The 19,956-nt window shown below is 72.5% G+C and carries 14 protein-coding genes; 9 read left to right on the top strand and 5 right to left on the bottom strand.

Going from position 1 to position 19,956, the window contains the following annotated elements; genetic code table 11:
* Positions 1–9: 9 nt before the first annotated feature.
* Positions 10–504, bottom strand: a complete 495-nt coding sequence (locus tag ACIRVH_RS29895; RefSeq protein ID WP_403959401.1) for an SUKH-3 domain-containing protein — start codon at positions 502–504, stop codon at positions 10–12.
* Positions 505–575: 71 nt separating this feature from the next.
* Positions 576–1,091: a YwqJ-related putative deaminase gene (locus tag ACIRVH_RS29890; protein WP_403959398.1), complete on the bottom strand. Its 516-nt coding sequence runs from the start codon at positions 1,089–1,091 to the stop codon at positions 576–578.
* A 264-nt stretch (positions 1,092–1,355) separates the two neighbouring features.
* Here ACIRVH_RS29890 and ACIRVH_RS29885 point away from each other — a divergent pair, with 264 nt between their 5' ends.
* From ACIRVH_RS29885 to ACIRVH_RS29860, 6 genes are all read left to right on the top strand, one after another.
* Complete coding sequence (locus ACIRVH_RS29885) at positions 1,356–2,345, top strand: SMI1/KNR4 family protein (RefSeq protein WP_403959395.1); 990 nt, start codon at positions 1,356–1,358, stop codon at positions 2,343–2,345.
* A gap of 8 nt (positions 2,346–2,353) precedes the next feature.
* Complete coding sequence (locus ACIRVH_RS29880; RefSeq protein WP_403959391.1) at positions 2,354–5,446, top strand: SUKH-4 family immunity protein; 3,093 nt, start codon at positions 2,354–2,356, stop codon at positions 5,444–5,446.
* A 64-nt stretch (positions 5,447–5,510) separates the two neighbouring features.
* Positions 5,511–6,419 carry an RNA polymerase subunit sigma-70 gene (locus ACIRVH_RS29875; protein WP_403959388.1) on the top strand — a complete coding sequence of 303 codons (909 nt, stop codon included), beginning with the start codon at positions 5,511–5,513 and terminating at the stop codon, positions 6,417–6,419.
* Positions 6,420–6,510: 91 nt separating this feature from the next.
* A complete protein-coding gene (locus ACIRVH_RS29870) occupies positions 6,511–7,068 on the top strand; it encodes a dihydrofolate reductase family protein (RefSeq protein WP_403959385.1) in 558 nt (185 codons plus the stop codon).
* Positions 7,065–7,382 carry an EthD family reductase gene (locus ACIRVH_RS29865; protein WP_403959381.1) on the top strand — a complete coding sequence of 106 codons (318 nt, stop codon included), beginning with the start codon at positions 7,065–7,067 and terminating at the stop codon, positions 7,380–7,382. The genes ACIRVH_RS29870 and ACIRVH_RS29865 overlap by 4 nt, the downstream gene beginning before the upstream one ends.
* 172 nt (positions 7,383–7,554) lie before the next feature.
* On the top strand, positions 7,555–8,442 hold the full coding sequence (locus ACIRVH_RS29860; RefSeq protein WP_403959378.1) for a cellulose-binding protein: 888 nt from the start codon (positions 7,555–7,557) through the stop codon (positions 8,440–8,442).
* Between the two features lie 21 nt (positions 8,443–8,463).
* Here ACIRVH_RS29860 and ACIRVH_RS29855 read toward each other — a convergent pair whose 3' ends face one another.
* From ACIRVH_RS29855 to ACIRVH_RS29845, 3 genes are all read right to left on the bottom strand, one after another.
* Positions 8,464–10,107 (bottom strand): cation acetate symporter, encoded by a 1,644-nt coding sequence (locus tag ACIRVH_RS29855; RefSeq protein WP_403959375.1) that lies wholly within the window; start codon positions 10,105–10,107, stop codon positions 8,464–8,466.
* Positions 10,104–10,511: a DUF485 domain-containing protein gene (locus ACIRVH_RS29850; protein WP_403959373.1), complete on the bottom strand. Its 408-nt coding sequence runs from the start codon at positions 10,509–10,511 to the stop codon at positions 10,104–10,106. Before ACIRVH_RS29850 ends, ACIRVH_RS29855 begins: the two co-directional genes overlap by 4 nt.
* A gap of 222 nt (positions 10,512–10,733) precedes the next feature.
* The gene (locus tag ACIRVH_RS29845) at positions 10,734–12,230 is read right to left on the bottom strand and encodes an MFS transporter (RefSeq protein WP_403959370.1); all 1,497 of its coding nucleotides are present in this window, start codon (positions 12,228–12,230) and stop codon (positions 10,734–10,736) included.
* 421 nt (positions 12,231–12,651) lie between these two features.
* Here ACIRVH_RS29845 and ACIRVH_RS29840 point away from each other — a divergent pair, with 421 nt between their 5' ends.
* From ACIRVH_RS29840 to mfd, 3 genes are all read left to right on the top strand, one after another.
* Entirely contained in the window at positions 12,652–13,440 is a 789-nt protein-coding gene (locus ACIRVH_RS29840) for an ABC transporter ATP-binding protein (RefSeq protein WP_403959367.1), read from the top strand.
* Positions 13,437–16,025, top strand: coding sequence for an ABC transporter permease (locus ACIRVH_RS29835; RefSeq protein WP_403959364.1), 2,589 nt, complete (start codon positions 13,437–13,439; stop codon positions 16,023–16,025). Before ACIRVH_RS29840 ends, ACIRVH_RS29835 begins: the two co-directional genes overlap by 4 nt.
* A 228-nt stretch (positions 16,026–16,253) precedes the next feature.
* Entirely contained in the window at positions 16,254–19,787 is a 3,534-nt protein-coding gene (gene mfd / locus ACIRVH_RS29830) for a transcription-repair coupling factor (RefSeq protein ID WP_403959361.1), read from the top strand.
* The last annotated feature ends 169 nt before the right edge of the window (positions 19,788–19,956 follow it).

The following is a 19,956-nucleotide window of genomic DNA, read 5'->3' as shown; positions in this document are numbered from 1 at the left end:
CGCGGTGGGTCAGGCGACGGTCAGGCGTACAGGCTCGGTGCCGGCGATGAGGGTGGACAGGGCGTGGTCGATGTCGGGGCCCGCGTACCAGTCGCCGGTGTGGTCGAGGGTGTAGACGCGGCCTTCGCTGTCGATGGCGAGGAGGGCCGCGGTGTCGGCTTCCTCGCCGAGGGGGCTGACTTCGGTGCCGAGGGCGCGGCCGAGGTCGCCGAGGGTGCGGGCGTGGTGCAGGCCGTGCAGCGGGTCGAGGTGGAGGGTGGCGGGGGCGACCTGGCGGCCGGGGCCGCCGGGTTTGATGCGGAGTCCGCCGAATTCGGCCCAGGCTTCGACGGCGGCGGGGAAGACGGTGTGCCGGTGTCCGGCGGGTGAGGTGTGCTCGCGCAGGGTGTCGGCCCAGATCTCCGCCTGCTTTATGTCCCAGCGTCCGGGTTGCCAGCCGGCGGCGCGCAGGGCGGCGTCGACGGGTACGGGGAAGCGGGTGGACGAGGTGCGGTCTGGGTGCATCGGCCCTTCGATCGTCGTGCCGGCTGGTGCTGGCTGTGTGGTGCTGGTCGGTGCCGGGGCGGGCCCGGGTGTCAGCCGTCGGTGGTGGTCGGGTCGACGATGCGGACGCCGAAGTGGGCGCTGAGGGCGGTGCAGGCGCGGCAGGGGGCGGCGAAGCTGCCGTGGAGGGGGTCGCCGTCCTCGCGTATGCGGCGGGCGGTGAGTTTGGCCTGCCTGAGGACTTTGCGGGCTTCGCCGTTGGTCATGGGTTTGCGGGCGGCGCGTTTGCTGCGGGTGGCGTCGGCGGCGGCGATGTGCCGGGAGATGAGGATGGTTTCGGCGCAGCGGCCGGTGAAGCGGTCGCGTTGGGTGCTGGTGAGGGTGTCGAGGAAGTCCTGGACGAGGGGGTGGAGGGGCGGGGGCTGGTCGCCCCGGGCGGCGGTGCCGGTGAGGGTGGAGCCGCGTACGGAGAGGGCGGCGGCGACGGTGGGGAGGATGCCGTCGCGGCGGTGCAGGAGGGCGGGGGCGGGGGGTGTGTCGGTGCCGCTCCAGCCGATGCGAGGGTCACCGGCCCGCACGTCGTTACCTCCGGTCTGCAAGGTATTCATGATCGTCTTCCCCTCCCCGGGCATCCCCCCGAAGGACACAGAGTGCCAAATGCCGTGGCTGGTGCGGAAGCTGGGGCGGCGCGACACGCCCGGGTTTGGGCGGGCTGTCACGACGGGGTGACGGCTGGTCACGAAAGGGGAGGTGGGAAGTGCAGGAGTGGGGTGGAGGGCCGGTGACCGGGGTTCGGGTACCGCATAGGCTGTCGCCATCCGCGATCGACACCGCCGTTCAGGCCAGAGAGAACGCCGCAGGGGGCAACCGCCATGACGACAGGTCGGCTCGGGCAGCAAGCCGCGCCGCCGAACGCGGCCTATGCCGGGCAGGTCGTGCACTTCCCGGATCCGGTCCGGGCGGCACGTCACCCGAGAGGGGTACGCATCGACGAGCGCGGTTACCCGGATTTCGCGCCGTACGCGCGCGCGGCGGCGGAGATCGCCGATCCGCCGGAGGGTTTCGGCGTCGACGAGTTGCGGCTGACGGACTACGTGTCGGCGAACGCGGCTCTCGCGGCGTCGGGGCACGAGTTGTGGGACACGGTGCCGGCGGTGGCTACGCCGCACGGCTGGACGTGGCATCACGTGGTGGGTTCGCGGCGGCTGGAGTTGGTTCCGGTCGAGGTGAAGGCGCTGCTGCGGCATCACGGTGGTGTGGCGACGGCGCGGGTGGACCAGGGCAAGCGTGGTACGCGGCCGTTGCAGGAGACGCGTCCGGCGCACTTCGGGCTGTCGAAGTCGGGTGTGGCGGTGACGGAGTCGCAGGTCCAGGGCGTGGAGGAGGACCTGGGCTATCGCCTGCCGGGTGCCTACCGTTCGTTCCTGAAGGCGGCGGGCGGCGCCGCGCCGGTGGGCGCCGCGCTGGACGCCGAGCTGGGGCTGTTGCTGGATCAGCCGTTCTTCACGGTGCGGGACGAGGCGGCGGTCAACGACCTGGTGTACGTCAACAAGTGCCTGCGTGACCATCTGACGAAGGATTACCTTGCTGTCGGTTTCGTGCAGGGCGGTCTGGTCGCGGTGAAGGTGAAGGGCGAGCGGGTCGGTTCGGTGTGGTTCTGCGCGTACGACGATGTGCGGGACGTGGATCCGTCGTGGTCCCCGGCGGAGCGGGTGGAGCGCCTGTTGCTGCCGTGCGGTGACGACTTCGACGCCTTCCTGTCGCGTCTGGCGGGCAATCCGCCGGAGTTGGAGACAGTGGCGAACCTGATGGTGGACGGCGGTTTCGCGCGTGCCGTTCCGGTCTCTTCGGCGGGGGAGTGAGCTTCGCGATGGTGACGTTCGCACAGGCGCAGGAGCGCGCCGAGGAGTGGATCAACGGTGACGTTCCCGCGTACCAGCATCGTGAGGTGCGGGTGCGGGAGTTCGAGCTGGGCTTCGTGGTCTGGGGCGAGGACCGTGCGGAGGGCCCGCGTTCGGACGCGGGTGCGCAGCGGCTGGTGATCGCCCGGGACAGTGGCGAGGCGACGCTGTGGCCTGCGTTGCCGGTGGGTGAGGTGATCCGCCGGTACGAGGAGGAGTACGGCCGCGCGGAGGTCGAGGACGCGGTGCCGGCGCCGGCGGCTGCCCGGGTGGACCTGAACCAGACGTCGTTCCTGCTGAGTCCGCCGGAGTGGCTGCAGGAGGCGGCGGACAAGCTGGGGATTCCGGACCGTCGGGCGGGGTCGGCGCAGGATGCGGGCGCCGCGGCTGCGGCCGGCTCCGGTGTCGGCTCCGGTTCTGTGGGTGGGGGTTCCGCCGGGGGCGGGGCGCTTGCCGAGACGCAGGCCGGGGTGCCTGCGGCTGCCGACGCGCGGGCCGGCATCGACGGTGCGGGTACGGCCGGTGGGTTCGGGAGCGGTGCGTCGTGGCCGCATGCCGGGGCAGCGGCCGGTGCCGGTGCGCCGGGCGTGGGTGCGCCCGGCGGGGCGCCGGGTGTGGCGGAGGTGCCTGAAGGGGCCACGCCGTGGGCCGGTACGGACACCAACGCGGATGCGGGTGAGGACCGTTCGGTGCCGTTGCCCGCGACGGTGTTCGCGCCGCCGTTGAGCGATGCGGACGTCGAGGCTCCGCGGCCGCCGGCGGTGGCGCCGGAGGCGAAGACGGCGCTGATGTCGGGGGGCAGCCAGCTGCCGCCGACCGCGGTCGCGCCGGCGCTCGACGGGCCGAACGCGCCGGGTGCGCAGAACTTCCCGCAGGGCGGTGCGCCCGCTCCGGGTGGTGCTCCGGGGGCGCCCGGCTTCGCGCAGGCGCCGGGCGCGCCTGGTGTGCCCGGGGCGCCCGCTGCTCCTGGCGTGCCGGGTGCGCCGCAGAACAGCACGCCTCCGCCGCCTCCGGGTGCGCCGTCGTACGGCTATCCGCAGGGTCCGGCGGCACAGGGCACGCCCCCGCCGGGTGCGCCCTCCTACTCTCCGGCGCCGGGCGGTCCGCCCGCGCCCCCTGTGGCGCCCGGTGCTCCGCAGGGCAGCACGCCTCCGCCGCCGCCTCCCGGCGCCCCGCAGTACGGCTACCCGCAGGGCCCGGGCGCGCCGGGTGCTCCCGGTGGTCCGCAGGGTGACCCCGGGTACGGGTATCCGCAGTCGCCGGGCGCCGTCCCGAACGCGCCGCAGCCTCCGGCGGGCCCCGGCGCCCCGGGGCGTCCGCTCGCGCCGCATGCCGGGGACATCGCGGACGCCGCGACGAGCAAGGCCGCACCGCCGCCGCGCAAGGCGCGTGGCGGACCGGGCACGCCGCCTCCGCCCCCGGGCGCTCCTGGCGCTCCGGGTACGCCGGGCGCACGCCCGGGGAGCACGCCTCCGCCGCCCGCGCCTGCGGGCGGGTACGTGCCGACGCAGCTGGTGTCGGCGCTCGGGCCCGAGGGGCCTGAGATGCAGGGTCCTCCGGGCGCTGCCCCGAACGCGCCGGGCGCCCCGAACCCGCCTGGTGCGCCGGGCGTTCCCGGTGGCACGCCTCCGGGCAACGTGCACCACGCGGCCACGATGCTGGCCGACCCGCATCAGATGGGAGGAGGTGCGCCGCAGCCTCCGGGCGCACCGCAGCCTCCGGGCGCCCCGGGCATGCCGCACCCGCCCGGCGCTCCCGCGGCACCAGGCACCCCCGGCATGCCTCCGGCCTCCGGCGCACCCCAGCCCCCGGGCATGCCCGGCGCCCCCGGTGCTTCCGGAGGCGGGCGCGGTGCCGTGCACCACGCGGAGACCGTGCTGGCCGCGCCTCCCGTGGGCGGCCCGGGCGCGCCCCTGCCGCCGCCGGCCCCCGGCGCCCTCGGCGCGCCGGGCGCTCCCGGAATGCCGCCCGGCGTCCCGGGTGCCCCGCAGCCGATGCCGCCGGGCGCCGTGCCGCCGGGTGCGATGCCGGCGCCGGGCGGGCCCGTTCCGGGGCAGCCTCCGGCGTACGGCTACCCGCAGCAGGGGCAGCCGACGGTGGGCCCGGGTTATCAGGCCGTGCTGCGCTACCGCGCGCAGGACGGTTCGGAGCAGCAGCTGATCCGGCGTTCGGCGCCGGGTACGCCGCACCCGGAGTGGCAGATCTTCCACGAGCTGCGGGCGATGAACGTGCCGCCGGACCAGGTGCTGGAGCTGCACACGGAGCTGGAGTCGTGCGAGCTGCCGGGTGCGTACTGCGCGCGGATGATCCGGGAGCAGTGGCCGCAGGCGCGGATCACGAGCATCGCGCCGTACGGCACGGATCACGCGAGCCGGCAGCAGGGCATGCAGCAGCTGCTGGCGCACCAGGGCGAGCTGCACCAGGTGGCGGACGGTCCCGCGCGGCCGGCGCCGGTGCGGGCGCCACTGCCGCCGGTGCAGGCTGTGCAGCCCGTCCCGCCGGAGAGCATCGCGCAGGAGCTGGCGGCGGCGTTCGGGCCGGGGGTCTTCCGGTTCGAGCAGCAGGCGGTGTCGCGGCAGGGTGTCCCGCCGATCGTGGCGCACACGCTGGTGGTGGCCGGACTGCCGGCGGACATGGCCCCGTTCTTCTGGGCGCAGGCCCAGCCGGGCCGTCCGGTGCCGACGCTGGCGGAACTGGCGGCCGAGCGCGGGGTGCAGCCGGCCCCGGACGCGGGCTCGTACCTGGTGATGGGCACGGACTTCGGCCGGGCGATCTGTGTGCAGTACGGGACGGCGAACATCGTCGCGGTGCCCGTGGAGGCGGGCCCGGGCGGTGCGCCCGTGCCGCCGCAGTTCGTGAACACCGGGCTGCCGGAGTTCGCGCGCTGCCTGGCGCTGCTGGGCCGGATGTGGCGGCTCAGGTTCGGGCTGAACCAGGAGCAGGCGGGCCGCTGGACCGTCGACTTCCAGGCCCAGCTGGCCTCCCTGGACCCGGCGGCGCTCGGTTCGCCGGAGAGCTGGTGGTCGGTGCTGCTGGAGCAGATGTGGGACGGGCTGCTGTAGTCCGCGCCTGAGGAGTCCGATCGCATCATGCCCTTCACGCGCGTGTGAAGGGCATGATGGGCGGGTGGACTTGGAGCCGTTCCGGGGTGAGCTGGTGGCGTACTGCTACCGGATGCTGGGCTCGTTCCACGAGGCCGAGGACGTCACGCAGGAGACGATGCTGCGGGCCTGGAAGGCCAGGGACCGGTACGACCCCGCGTGCGCCTCGGTGCGGACCTGGCTCTACCGGATCGCGACCAACGCCTGCCTGACCGCTCTCGACGGCCGCGCCCGTCGCCCGCTGCCGTCGGGGCTCGGGGCACCGAGCGAGGATCCGGGCGCACCGCTCACGCCGGCGCTCGACATCCCCTGGCTGGAGCCGTTCCCCGAGGCGCGGTTCGACGTGGAGGCGCGTACGGATCTCAGGCTCGCGCTGGTGGCCGCGCTGCAGCTGTTGCCGCCCCGGCAGCGGGCGGTCCTGGTGCTGCGTGAGGTGCTGGAGTTCTCCGCCGCCGAGGTCGCGGGCCAGCTGGAGACGTCCGTGGCCGCCGTGAACAGCGCACTGCAGCGGGCGCGCGCCGCGGTCGCGGGCGCCGGTGGGGCGGGTGAGGTCACCGAGCCGGACGATCCCGAGGTGCGGGCGGTGGTGCAGCGGTACGTGCGCGCCTTCGAGGCCGCCGATGTGCCGGCGCTCGTCCGGCTGCTCACCGAGGACGCGGTTCTGGAGATGCCGCCGGTGCCGCTGTGGTACCGGGGCGGCCGGGACTACGGCCGGTTCATGGAGCGGGTGTTCGCGCTGCGCGGCACGGGCTGGCGTGTGCGGGGCGTGGCGGCCAACGGGCAACCGGCGTTCGCGGCGTACGCGCCGGCGCCCGAGGGCGGCCATGTGCTGCACACCGTGCAGGTCCTGACGGTCACCGGCGGCCGGGTCGCGCGCAACGTCGTGTTCGCCGACCCGCGCGTGCTGACCGCGTTCGCGCCGCCCGCTCCGTAACTTTCTTCGAAGTAGTTCCCTTCGGAGCGATGAGTCCCGTGGGTGGCGCCGGTACGTACCGGTGAAGCACCCGAGCGAAGGGACAAGCGCCGTGAGCGTGATCGTCATCGAGTTCATCACCCTGGACGGGATCATGTCCGACCCGGACGGGGCCGCGGGCACCGCCTACGGAGGCTGGATCTTCCGGCACGGCCCCGAGGCGGTCGCAGGGGACAAGTTCCGCCTCGGCCGCGTCCTGGACGAGGGGGTCCTGCTGCTGGGCCGTACCACCTGGGAGCTGTTCGCGCGGCTGTGGCCCGGACGGGACGATCCGTTCGCCGCGCGGATGAACGCCGCGCCGAAGCTGGTCGTCTCCCGCACCGCGCCCGACGTGTCCGCGTGGTCCAACTCGCGCCTCCTGGAGGGCGATCTGCTGGAGGCCGTACGGGCCGAGCGGCGGGACGTGGTCGTGACCGGGAGCCTGGCGGTCGTCCAGGCGCTGCGGGCCGCCGACCTGGTCGACGAGTACCGGCTGATGACCATCCCGGTCGTCCTGGGCGAGGGGCGGCCGCTGTTCCCCGCGGGGAGTCCGCCGGCGGACCTCGCGTGCGTGTCGGCCGAACGGGTCGGCGCCGCCGTCCTCACGCGGCACCGGAGGGTGGCGGGATGACCGTCCGCTTCCTCGCCCTGTACGAGAGGCCGGCCGATCCGGAGGCGTTCGAGCGGCACTACCGCGAGGTCCACATCCCGCTTGCCCGCCGCCTGTCCGGCCTGCGCCGCTACACGGTCGGCCGCGACCTCGCTCCCGTCCGCGGTGGTGAGCCGTACTACCTGGTCGCGGCGCTGGAGTGGGACTCGCTGGACGATCTGCGCGCCGCGTTCGCCTCCCCCGAGGGAAGCGCGACCGCCGCCGACGCGGCGCACCTCCAGCAGCTCGCGCCCGTCCGCAGCATGATCGTCACCCTGGAGGAGGACGTGCTCTAGACGCCCCGCCCGCGCCCCCGGACGGACACGTGGATCGAGAAGTGCGACATGCCACGAGATTTCGACCGTGACATGTCTGCGGAGTGTCGCGTTATGCCCACTTACATCCGATCCATCAAGATGTGCGCCACATCGTCCTGTCGTGTATGTCCGGTGGAGAGGGGTTCCCAGGGTGAGCAGCGCATCGATGACGCCGCACGGCTTCCCGACCGTCCGGGGGCGCGCCTACCGCCCCGATCAGGTCGACGCGTTCATGGAGGCGCTGTCGCTGGACCGGGACGCCGCGTGGGAGCGCGCCGCGCGGCTGACCGTGCTCGCCAAGGACATGGGTACGGAGGCCGCGCGGCTGCGCGAGGCGGTCGCGCAGCTCGCTCCCCAGACCTACGAGACCCTCGGAGAGCAGGCACAGCTCCTCCACCAGCTCGCGCTGCAGGAGGGGGCGGGCGTCCGCGACCGTGCGCGGCGCGAAGCGCACGAGCAGGTCGCGCAGGCCGAGGCGGAAGCCCTCGGCCTGTGCCAGGAGACGCAGGAAGCGGCGGACGCGCTCCGCGCGGACGCCGATGAACGCGCCCGCCAGTGCCTCCTCGCGGCGCGCGCGGAGGCCGACGACCTGCGCGTCGGCGCCCGGCTCGAGGTGAAGGAAGCGCGCGCGGAGGCGCTCGACGCGCTGCGGGAGGTACGGCAGCGCACCGCCGGCATGCTCGCCGAGCAGTCCCGGGAGCACGCCGAGCGGTGGGAGGCCACGGAACGCGAGGACGCCGAGCGGGCGGCCGCGTTCGAGGCCGATGCCGCCGAGCGGATCACCCGCGCCGAGGCCGCCCTGTCCGAGGCGGAACGCGCCCTCGGCGAGGCGGCGGAGTTCGCGCGCCGCTGCCAGGACGAGGCGTGCGCGCGGGCCGCGGACGTCGTCACCGAGGCACACGCGCGCGAGGAGCGCATCGCCCTGGACACCGAGCGGGTGCTGCGCGAGCACAGCGAGACCTGGGACGACGTCCAGGCGCACATGGACCACGTGCGCAACAGCCTCATCTCGCTGACGGGCAGGGCGACCCTGGAGTAGCGCCCCCCCGCGCGGACGTCGTCAATTGCCTCTGCGTACCGCCCCGGCGAGGATCCATCCCTCCACGGCCTCGTACTGGCGCCGCTGTTCCTCCGCCTTCCGGCGGCCCGAGACGACCGTGCCCAGCCAGCCGAAGAAGAAGCCGGCCGGGATGGAGGCGATGCCGGTCGTGGTGAACGGGAACCAGTTGAAGTCGGCGTGCGGGAACGCCGAGACGGGCGAGCCGGAGACGAGGTTGGTGCCCGGCATGAGCAGCAGCACGGTCAGCGAGCCCCCGAGCAGCGTGCCCATCAGCCCGCTGCGGGTGTAGCGGCGCCAGAAGAGGCCGTACACCAGGGCGGGCGCCAGGGCGGAGGCGCCCAGGCAGAAGGAGAGGGTGACCAGGGGCTGCAGGCTGTACTTCTGCACCATGGTGGCCAGCAGGATCGTCGGGACGCCTATGGCGAGCGCGGACAGCCGGGCCAGGGCCATCTCCCGGCGGGCCGGCATCTCCTGGACCCGGGCGGCGAACACGTCGTGGGCCAGGGAGTTGGCGCAGGCGAGGATCATCCCGGCCACCGAGGCGAGCAGGGTCAGGAAGATCGCCGTGGTGACCATGGTGAACAGGAAGGTCTCCGTGGCCGACACGTCGGCGCCGAACGCCGCCCGCGAGCCCAGCAGATAGGCCGTGTTGCCCTGCGGGTCGGCCGCCGCGATCGCGCCGCGGCCGACGAGGGCCGTGGCACCGAACCCGATCACCGTGATGACCAGGACGAACAGCGCCACGATCGACACCGCCCAGGACAGCGAGCGGCGTACCTGGCGGGCGCTGGAGGCGGTGTACATGCGCATGGTGATGTGCGGCAGGCAGGCGCCGCCGAGCACGATGGTCAGCTCCGAGGTGATCATGTCCAGGCGGGCGCCCCGGTGCCCGGCGAACTCGAGCCCGGAGTGCAGGAAGGCCGGTCCGGCCCCGCTCTGCTGTGCCGCGGCGCCGAACAGGGCGCCCGGGTCCCAGTCGAAGCGGCGCAGGATCAGCACGGCGACCACGGCGCCCGAACCGACCAGCATCACGATCTTCAGGATCTGGATGAGGGCGGTGCCCTTCATGCCGCCGATCACCGCGTAGCTGATCATCAGTGCGCCGAGTCCGACGACGCAGCCGGTCTTCAGCGACTCGTTCGAGAAGCCCAGGATGAACGCCATCAGCTGTCCGGTGCCCGCGAGTTGGACCAGCATCAGCGGCAGCAGCGAGGCGATCGTCACCGCACAGGCGGTGATCCGCACCGAGCGGCCCGGCATCCGGCGGGCCAGCGCGTCACCCATGGTGAACCGGCCCGCGTTGCGCAGCGGTTCGGCCAGCAGGAACATCAGCAGCATCAGCGACAGGGCCGTGCTGAGGGCGAGCACGACACCGTCGTAGCCGCACAGTGCGATCACGCCGCTGGTACCCAGGACGGTGGCGGCGGAGATGTAGTCGCCCGCTATGGCCAGGCCGTTGCGCAGCGCGGACAGGGAGCCGTAGCCGGTGTAGAACTCGTCGAGGTCGTCGCGGTCCGGGCCGGCCATCACGCACAGCAGCAGCGTGAGGGTGGCGACGGCGGAGAAGGCGACCAGCGACGTGGTCTGCGCGAAGCCGGTGAAGCCGGTGAAGCCGGAGAGGTCCGGGGCGGCGCAGGCGGTCATCGGACCGCTCCTCGCCGTGCGTCCAGTGCGGCCTCCTTGCGGATGCGGTCCGCGAGCGGGTCGACATGGCGGCGCGCGGTGTGCTCGTACAGGGCGATCGCCAGCCAGGTGACCGGGAGTTGGAGGAGGGCGAGCAGCAGGCCGGCCGGGATGCCGTCGACGACCGTCCTCGTCATGACGTCCGGTGCGAAAGCGGACAGGACGAGGAACAGGGTGAAGTAGCCGAGCGCGGTGAGGGCGGCGGTGCGGCGCTGCCAGCGGTAGGCGCCGCGCAGGATGCGCAGGTCGCTGTGGTGGCCGAGGGGTTCGCGGGGCGGGGTGCGGCGGGTGCGGGGCGGTTCGGGGGGCGGGGGCTGCCAGGGGTAGGTGGGGTACGGGGGAGGGTGCGGCGGGTCGTAGGACATCCCGGGGCTCCTTGCGTGGCTCGGGTCCGTGGCGGCGGACCGCAGGGAGGTGGGGGGTGGGGGAAAGCGGAGTCACGCACGTTACTCGCCGGTTCTTGGGCGCGCGGGGTTTTCGCCAAACTGGACGGTCGGTATGCGCTTACTACGTCACGACGGGTCTGACCTCGGGTGTTACCCGCGTTAACAAGCGAGTCGGGGAGGATCGCGTCGCTTCCCGTGCGGCTACTCCTGCCGCACCGGGAACTTCCGCGGCGCCACCACCAGCAGCACCAGGAAGGCCAGCGCCGCGGCCCCGGCCGCGCCGAAGTACACCGCGTGCACCGCCGTGGCGATCGCCCGTCGCGTCGCCTCCGGAGCCGTACCGCCGTCCCACGCGCGCGTGACGGACTCCAGGTCGCCCGCCCCGCCCAGCCGGGCCGCCAGCACCCCGTTGGCGACGGCACCGAACAGGGAAGCGCCCAAGGTCTGCCCGGTCTGCCGGCAGAACAGCACCGAAGCGGTCGTCGTCCCCCGCTCCGACCAGCCCACCGTCGACTGCACCCCGATGATCAGCGGCAGCTGGAACAGCCCCAGCACGGCGCCCAGCGCCAGCATCAGCAGCATCGGCTGCCACCAGGACCCGGGATACGGCAGGAACGGGAACGCGAGCAGGACCAGCGCGCCCATGCCGATGCCGAGCAGCGCCGTGTCACGGAAGCCGATGCGCCGGTACACGTGCTGACTCAGCGCCGCCGACCCCGACCAGGTCAGCGTCCACACACACAGCACGAGACCGGCGGCCGCCGGACCGAGTCCGAGCACCGACTGGGCGTACGTCGGCAGGAACACCGACGGTGCCACCATCAGCAGCCCCAGCGCGCCGAACGCCAGATTGACGGCCGCGATCGTCCGGCGCCGCCACACCCACCCCGGGATGATCGGCTCCGCCGCCCGCCGCTCCACCCACACCACCACGCCCACCAGGGCGAACCCCGCGCCGAACAGCGTGAGCGAGGACGCCGACGGCCACGCCCAGGCCACCCCGCCCTGCACCAGCGCGGTCAGCAGCACCCCGCCGCACGCGAACACCGCGAGCGCGCCCGCCCAGTCCACCCGCGCGCGTGCGGCCTTCTCCCGCTCGGGCTCGTGCAGGTGACGGACGATCAGCCACAACGCGGCCGCACCGATCGGCAGATTGACGAGGAAGATCCAGCGCCAGTCGGCGTACGCGGCCAGCAGCCCGCCCAGGCCGGGCCCGGCCACCGCCGACACCGCCCACACCGTGGACAGCCTGGCCTGGATCTTCGGGCGCTCCGCCAGCGGGTACAGATCGGCGGCCAGCGTCTGCACCGTCCCCTGCAACGCACCGCCGCCCAGCCCCTGCACGATCCGGAACGCGATCAGCGCCCCCATGTTCCACGCGCCGGCGCACAGCAGCGAGCCCAGCAGGAACACGGCGGCGCCCGCGACCAGGACCGGCTTGCGGCCGAAGGTGTCGGACAGCTTGCCGTAGACGGGCAGGGTGACGGTGACGGCGAGCAGATAGCCGGAGAACAGCCAGGAGAAGACGGAGAACCCGCCGAGGTCGCCGACGATCTGCGGTACGGCGGTGGAGACGATCGTGGCGTCCAGCGCGGCCAGCGCCGTCGCCAGCATCAGCGAGGCGACGACCGCGCCCCTCCTGCCGGTGCGCTGCTGCGTCGTGGCGCCGTCGCGTATCGCGGGTGTCGTACTCCCCACCGGATCCCCCTCCCGTGCCCCCTGCACCTATCTCCGGTACGACAGCTTCCCACGCCACCGCGGACTTGACCCTGACGCGACGGGAGGGTGGAGCCTTTCTGGGCCGGAGGGTGGAGCCGACCCTGAGAACGACTCCACCCGGCGGTGGACCACCCCTAGGGGTATCTCCGTACTACGACCTGGGGAGGGTTCGTACCGCCGGAGGAGGAGACGGACGGGGTGCCGTCCTTAATCTGGCTTTACGCCGCCGGGGGGCGGTTGACCGAACCGGCGGGGGTGGGGTTTTCCCCCGCACAAGAGGGGGCTTCGCACCAGCGCGGGGCACGCCCGCCGCACGCGAGACTCGACGCCGTACCAAGGACGACGCACCGGCACACCGGGGCGCGACGACACACCTGCCGACCGATTTAGGAGACATACCGTGACATCGGCTGTGACCACTACCAGGCACGGGGGAACTGGAGGGCGTACGGCCGTTGCCGCGCGGGCGCGGCAGGTCGTCAAGGCGTACGGGTCCGGCGAGACCCGTGTCGTCGCCCTGGACCACGTGGACGTGGACATCGCGCGGGGCCAGTTCACCGCGATCATGGGCCCCTCGGGGTCCGGCAAGTCCACCCTGATGCACTGCCTCGCCGGCCTCGACACCGTGACCGGCGGGCAGATCTACCTGGACGAGACCGAGATAACCAACCTGAAGGACAAGAAGCTCACCCAGCTGCGCCGGGACCGGATCGGGTTCATCTTCCAGGCGTTCAACCTGCTGCCGACGCTCAACGCGCTGGAGAACATCACGCTGCCCATGGACATCGCGGGCCGCAAGCCGGACCGGGAGTGGCTGGACCGGGTCGTGGAGACCGTCGGGCTCGCCGGACGGCTCAAGCACCGGCCCACCCAGCTCTCCGGCGGCCAGCAGCAGCGCGTCGCCGTGGCCCGTGCGCTCGCCGCCCGCCCGGAGATCATCTTCGGTGACGAGCCGACCGGAAACCTCGACTCGCGCGCCGGTGCGGAGGTTCTGAGCTTCCTGCGCCGCTCGGTGGACGAACTGGGCCAGACCATCGTGATGGTCACCCACGACCCGGTCGCCGCCTCCTACGCGGACCGTGTGCTCTACCTCGCGGACGGCAGGATCGTGGACGAGATGTACCAGCCGACGGCCGATCAGGTCCTGGACCGCATGAAGGACTTCGACGCCCGGGGGCGTACGTCATGACCGTCCTGAAGACCTCGATGCGCAACTTCTTCGCGCACAAGGGCCGCATGGCGCTGTCGGCGGTCGCGGTCCTGCTGTCGGTCGCCTTCGTCTGCGGCACCCTGGTGTTCACCGACACGATGAACACCACCTTCGACAACCTGTTCCAGGCGACCTCGTCGGACGTGACGGTCACCGCCAAGGACTCCTCCGACACCGGCGAGACCACCTCCCGCACCGGCAAGCCGCCGGTCCTGCCGGCCTCCGTGCTCGGCGAGATCCGCAAGGCCCAGGGCGTCAAGGCGGCCGAGGGCACGGTGTTCTCCACCTCGGTCACCGTGATCGACGCCGACAAGGACAAGCTGTCGCCCAGCAGCGGCGCGCCCACCATCGTCGGCAGCTGGAACGGCAACGACGCCCGCACCATGAAGATCACCTCCGGTACGGCGCCCAAGGGCCCCGGCCAGGTCATGGTCGACGCGGACACCGCCGACAAGCACCACCTCGAGCTCGGCGACGACATCGGCATGATCAACGTCGTCGGCACGCACCACGCGCGCGTGTCCGGCATCGCCACCTTCACCGTCACCAACCCCGGCGCGGCGATCTTCTACCTGGACACGAAGACCGCCCAGCAGAACCTGGTCGGCCGGACCGGCGTGTACACCAACGTCAACGTCACCGCCGCCAAGGGCGTCACCGACGCACAGCTGAAGAAGAACGTGACCGCCGCGCTCGGCCACGGCTACAAGGTGCAGACCGCCAAGGAGGTCGCCGCCGCCAACCAGAAGAACGTCGAGAGCATCCTCAACGTCATGAAGTACGCGATGCTCGGCTTCGCCGGGATCGCCTTCCTGGTCGGCATCTTCCTGATCGTCAACACCTTCTCGATGCTGGTCGCCCAGCGCACCCGTGAGATCGGCCTGATGCGGGCCATCGGCTCCTCCCGCCGCCAGGTCAACCGATCCGTGCTCATCGAGGCCCTGCTGCTCGGCGTGATCGGCTCCGTCCTCGGCGTCGGCGCGGGTGTCGGCATCGCGGTCGGCCTGATGAAGCTCATGGGCAACATCGGCATGCACCTGTCCACGGATGACCTGACGGTCGCCTGGACGACCCCGGTGACCGGCCTGCTCCTCGGTGTCGTGGTCACCGTCCTGGCGGCCTACCTGCCCGCCCGGCGCGCCGGCAAGGTCTCCCCGATGGCCGCCCTGCGTGACGCGCACGCCCCGGCCGACGCCAGGTCAGGCGTCGTACGCGCCGCGATCGGCCTGGTCCTCACCGGCGCCGGCGTGGCGAGCCTCTACGCGGCCGGCACTGCCGACAAGGCCAAGGCCGGCTCGTCCTGGCTGGGCCTCGGCGTCGTCCTCACCCTGATCGGGTTCGTCGTCATCGGCCCGCTCCTCGTCGGCGGCCTGGTCCGCGTCCTCGGCGCCGTCATGCTCCGGGTCTTCGGTCCCGTCGGCCGGATGGCGGAGCGCAACGCGCTGCGCAACCCGCGCCGCACCGGCGCCACCGGCGCGGCCCTGATGATCGGCCTGGCCCTGGTGGCCTGCCTGTCGGTGGTCGGCTCCTCCATGGTGGCCTCCGCCACCGACCAGCTCGACAAGACGGTCGGTACGGACTTCATCATCCAGCCGGACAACCCGCAGAACGGCCTCATCGCACCGCAGGCGGTCAAGGCCATCAAGGAGACCCCGGGTCTCAAGCGGGTCACCGAGTACCGGCCGACCGTGGCCGACTTCACCACCCCGGACGGCCAGACGCTCAAGGACACGGACATCACGGCGGCCGACCCGACGTACGCGACCGACCTGCGCAAGAAGACGATCGCCGGGAACCTGAAGGACGCCTACCTGCCCGACTCGATGTCCGTCCACGAGAAGTTCGCCAAGGCCCACGGCATCCACCTCGGCTCGAAGATCACCGTCGCCTTCAAGGACGGCTCCACCGCCCACCTGACGGTCCGCGCGATCACCAGCAGCGACGAGGTGATCGACCAGGGCGCCAAGTACACGTCCCTCGCCACGCTCGCCAAGTACGTGCCCGCCGACAAGATGCCGCTCGACGTGCTGGTCTTCGCCACCGCCGAGGACGGGCAGCAGGCGACCGCCTACAAGGCGCTGAAGGCGGCCCTGCACGACGACCACCCGGAGCTGACCGTACGGGACCAGACCGACTACAAGAAGGCGCTGAAGGACCAGATCGGCCAGCTGCTGAACATGATCTACGGCCTCCTGGCCCTCGCCATCATCGTCGCGGTCCTCGGTGTGGTGAACACGCTGGCCCTGTCCGTGGTCGAGCGCACCCGTGAGATCGGCCTGATGCGGGCGATCGGCCTCTCCCGCCGCCAGCTGCGCCGCATGATCCGCCTGGAGTCCGTGGTGATCGCCGTCTTCGGCGCCCTGCTGGGCCTCGGCCTCGGCATGGGCTGGGGCGCGACCGCCCAGAAGCTCCTCGCGCTGCAAGGCCTGAAGGTCCTGGAGATCCCCTGGCCGACGATCACCGCCGTCTTCATCGGCTCGGCCTTCGTGGGCCTGTTCGCCGCCCTGATCCCGGCGTTCCGGGCGGGCCGGATGAACGTACTGAACGCCATCGCGACGGACTGAGGCCCTACGGCCGACAGCCACCGCACACGGGGGTTGCGGGGGAAGACCCGGTGCCGGGAAGTCTTACGGGACTTCCCGGCACCGGGCTTTTCGCTGCGCGCGCTCTCGGACCGTCCGAGTTGTCCACAGCCTCCGACGCCCACAGCGACAGCGTCGTAGGCTGGACACCCCCGGCTGCCGCCCGCGCCGGGCTACTTGCGTTGCCCACCTCTGGACGGAAAACCCCCCATGAGCCTGCACGGTCTGCTCGACGCCGTCGTCAAGGACCCCGCCCTCGCGGAAGCGATCACGGCGGCCGCGGACGGCAACCGCATGCACGTCGACCTCGTCGGCCCTCCCGCCGCCCGCCCCTTCGCGGTCGCCGCCCTCGCCCGCGAGGCCGCCCGCCCGGTGCTCGCGGTGACGGCGACGGGCCGCGAGGCCGAGGACCTGGCGGCTGCCCTGCGCTCGCTGCTGCCCCCGGAGGGCGTCGTGGAGTACCCCTCCTGGGAGACCCTCCCGCACGAGCGGCTCAGCCCGCGCAGCGACACCGTCGGCCGTCGCCTCGCCGTCCTGCGCCGCCTCGCCCACCCCCGCCCCGACGACCCCGAGACCGGCCCGGTCTCCGTGGTCGTGGCGCCCGTACGCTCCGTGCTCCAGCCGCAGGTCAAGGGCCTCGGCGACCTGGAGCCGGTGTCCCTGAGGGCAGGCGGGACGGCGGACCTGAACGAGATCGTGGAAGCCCTCGCGGCCGCCGCCTACGCGCGCGTGGAGCTGGTGGAGAAGCGCGGCGAGTTCGCCGTACGCGGCGGCATCCTGGACGTGTTCCCGCCCACCGAGGAACACCCCCTGCGCATCGAGTTCTGGGGCGACGACGTCGAGGAGATCCGCTACTTCAAGGTCGCCGACCAGCGCTCCCTCGAAGTCGCCGAGCACGGCCTGTGGGCCCCGCCCTGCCGCGAGCTGCTGCTGACGGACAGCGTCCGTACGCGCGCCCGTGCCCTCGCCGAGGAGCACCCGGAGCTGGGCGAACTGCTCGGCAGGATCGCCGAGGGCATCGCGGTGGAGGGCATGGAGTCCCTGGCGCCGGTCCTGGTGGACGACATGGAGCTGCTGCTCGACGTCCTGCCCAAGGACGCCATGGCCGTCGTCTGCGACCCGGAGCGGGTCCGCACCCGTGCCGCGGACCTGGTGGCGACGAGCCAGGAGTTCCTGCAGGCCTCCTGGGCGGCCACGGCAGGCGGCGGCGAGGCCCCGATCGACGTCGGCGCCGCCTCCCTGTGGTCCATCGCCGACGTCCGCGACCGCGCCCGCGAGCTCGACATGATGTGGTGGTCCGTCTCGCCCTTCGCCGCCGACGAAGAGCTGGACGCGGACACCCTCAAGCTCGGCATGCACGCCCCCGAGACCTACCGCGGCGACACCGCCAAGGCCCTCGCCGACACCAAGGGCTGGCTCGCCGACGGCTGGCGCACGGTCTTCGTCACCGAGGCCCACGGCCCGGCCGCCCGCACCGTCGAGGTGCTCGGCAGCGAGGGCATCGCGGCCCGCCTCGACGCCGACCTCGGCGAACTGAACCCCTCCGTCGTGCACGTCTCCTGCAGCTCGATCGACTTCGGCTTCGTCGACCCGGCGCTCAAGCTGGCCGTCCTCACCGAGACCGACCTGTCCGGCCAGAAGGCCGCCGGCAAGGACGGCGCCCGCATGCCGGCCCGCCGCCGCAAGACCATCGACCCGCTCACCCTGGAGCCGGGCGACTACATCGTCCACGAACAGCACGGCGTCGGCCGCTACATCGAGATGGTGCAGCGCACCGTCCAGGGCGCCACCCGCGAGTACCTGGTCGTGGAGTACGCCCCCGCCAAGCGCGGCCAGCCCGGCGACCGCCTCTACATCCCCACCGACCAGCTGGAGCAGATCACCAAGTACGTCGGCGGCGAGGCCCCCACCCTGCACCGCCTCGGCGGCGCGGACTGGACGAAGACCAAGGCGCGCGCCAAGAAGGCGGTCAAAGAGATCGCCGCCGACCTGATCAAGCTCTACAGCGCCCGCATGGCCGCCCCAGGGCACGCCTTCGCCGGCGACTCGCCCTGGCAGCGCGAGCTGGAGGACGCCTTCCCGTACGCGGAGACCCCCGACCAGCTCACCACCATCGCCGAGGTCAAGGAGGACATGGAGAAGTCGGTCCCCATGGACCGCCTGATCTGCGGCGACGTCGGCTACGGCAAGACCGAGATCGCGGTCCGCGCCGCCTTCAAGGCCGTACAGGACGGCAAGCAGGTCGCCGTTCTCGTGCCCACGACCCTGCTGGTGCAGCAGCACTTCGGCACGTTCTCCGAGCGGTACTCGCAGTTCCCGGTGAGCGTGAAGGCGCTCTCCCGCTTCCAGACCGACACCGAGGCGAAGGCGACCCTGGAGGGCCTCAAGGACGGCGCGGTGGACGTCGTCATCGGCACCCACCGCCTGTTCTCCTCCGAGACCAGGTTCAAGGACCTCGGCCTGGTCATCGTGGACGAGGAGCAGCGCTTCGGCGTCGAGCACAAGGAGCAGCTGAAGAAGCTCCGCGCCAACGTCGACGTGCTGACCATGTCGGCCACCCCGATCCCGCGCACCCTGGAGATGGCGGTCACCGGCATCCGCGAGATGTCCACGATCACCACGCCGCCCGAGGAGCGCCACCCGGTGCTCACCTTCGTCGGGCCGTACGAGGAGAAGCAGATCGGCGCGGCCATCCGCCGCGAACTGCTGCGCGAGGGCCAGGTCTTCTACATCCACAACCGGGTCGAGTCCATCGACCGTGCGGCGGCCCGACTGCGCGACATCGTCCCCGAGGCGCGCATCGCCACCGCCCACGGCCAGATGTCCGAGTCGGCCCTGGAGCAGGTCGTCGTCGACTTCTGGGAGAAGAAGTTCGACGTGCTCGTCTCCACGACGATCGTCGAGTCCGGCATCGACATCACCAACGCCAACACGCTGATCGTGGAGCGCGGCGACACCTTCGGTCTCTCCCAGCTGCACCAGCTTCGCGGCCGCGTGGGACGAGGCAGGGAGCGCGGCTACTCCTACTTCCTGTACCCGCCGGAGAAGCCGCTCACGGAGACCGCGCACGAGCGTCTGGCCACGATCGCCCAGCACACCGAGATGGGCGCGGGCATGTACGTGGCCATGAAGGACCTGGAGATCCGCGGCGCCGGAAACCTGCTCGGCGGTGAGCAGTCCGGTCACATCGCGGGCGTCGGCTTCGACCTGTACGTGCGCATGGTCGGTGAGGCCGTAGCCGACTACCGGCGGCAGCTGGAGACCGGCGAGATCGAGGAGGAGCCGCCGCTCGAGGTCAAGATCGAGCTGCCCGTCGACGCACACGTCCCGCACGACTACGCCCCCGGCGAGCGGCTGCGTCTGCAGGCCTACCGTGCCATCGCCTCCGCCAACTCCGAGGAGGACATCAAGGCGGTCCGCGAGGAACTCACCGACCGCTACGGCAAGCTGCCCGAGCCGGTGGAGAACCTGCTGCTGGTGGCCGGGCTCAGGATGCTCGCGCGCGCGTGCGGCGTCGGCGAGATCGTCCTGCAGGGCACCAACATCCGTTTCGCACCGGTGGAGTTGCGCGAGTCGCAGGAGCTGCGGGGCAAGCGCCTGTACCCGGGCACGGTCATCAAGCCGGCCGTGCACCAGGTGCTGGTGCCCCGCCCGAAGACCGCGAAGGTGGGCGGCAAGCCGCTGGTCGGCCGCGAACTGCTGGGCTGGGTCGGGGAGTTCCTCGCCTCGATCCTGGGTTCGTAGGCGGCGAGGAGGATTTGGGGGTCGCAGGCCTTCAGGGGGCGTGCGACCCCGCCGCCCCGCGCTCCGTTCCGGGCGTCAGATGCCCCCGCACACCACCGACTGCACGGAATCTCCTCGGCGGCCCCCGTCGGAGGGACGCCGTACGGCCGTTACGGTGGTAGGCGGAACG

Origin of the sequence: Streptomyces sp. NPDC101165, assembly GCF_044768135.1 — a bacterium.
Classification (GTDB): Bacteria; Actinomycetota; Actinomycetes; order Streptomycetales; family Streptomycetaceae; genus Streptomyces.
The sequence above is the reverse complement of the archived record's forward strand: the minus strand, read 5'-3'. Positions and strand labels throughout refer to the sequence as shown.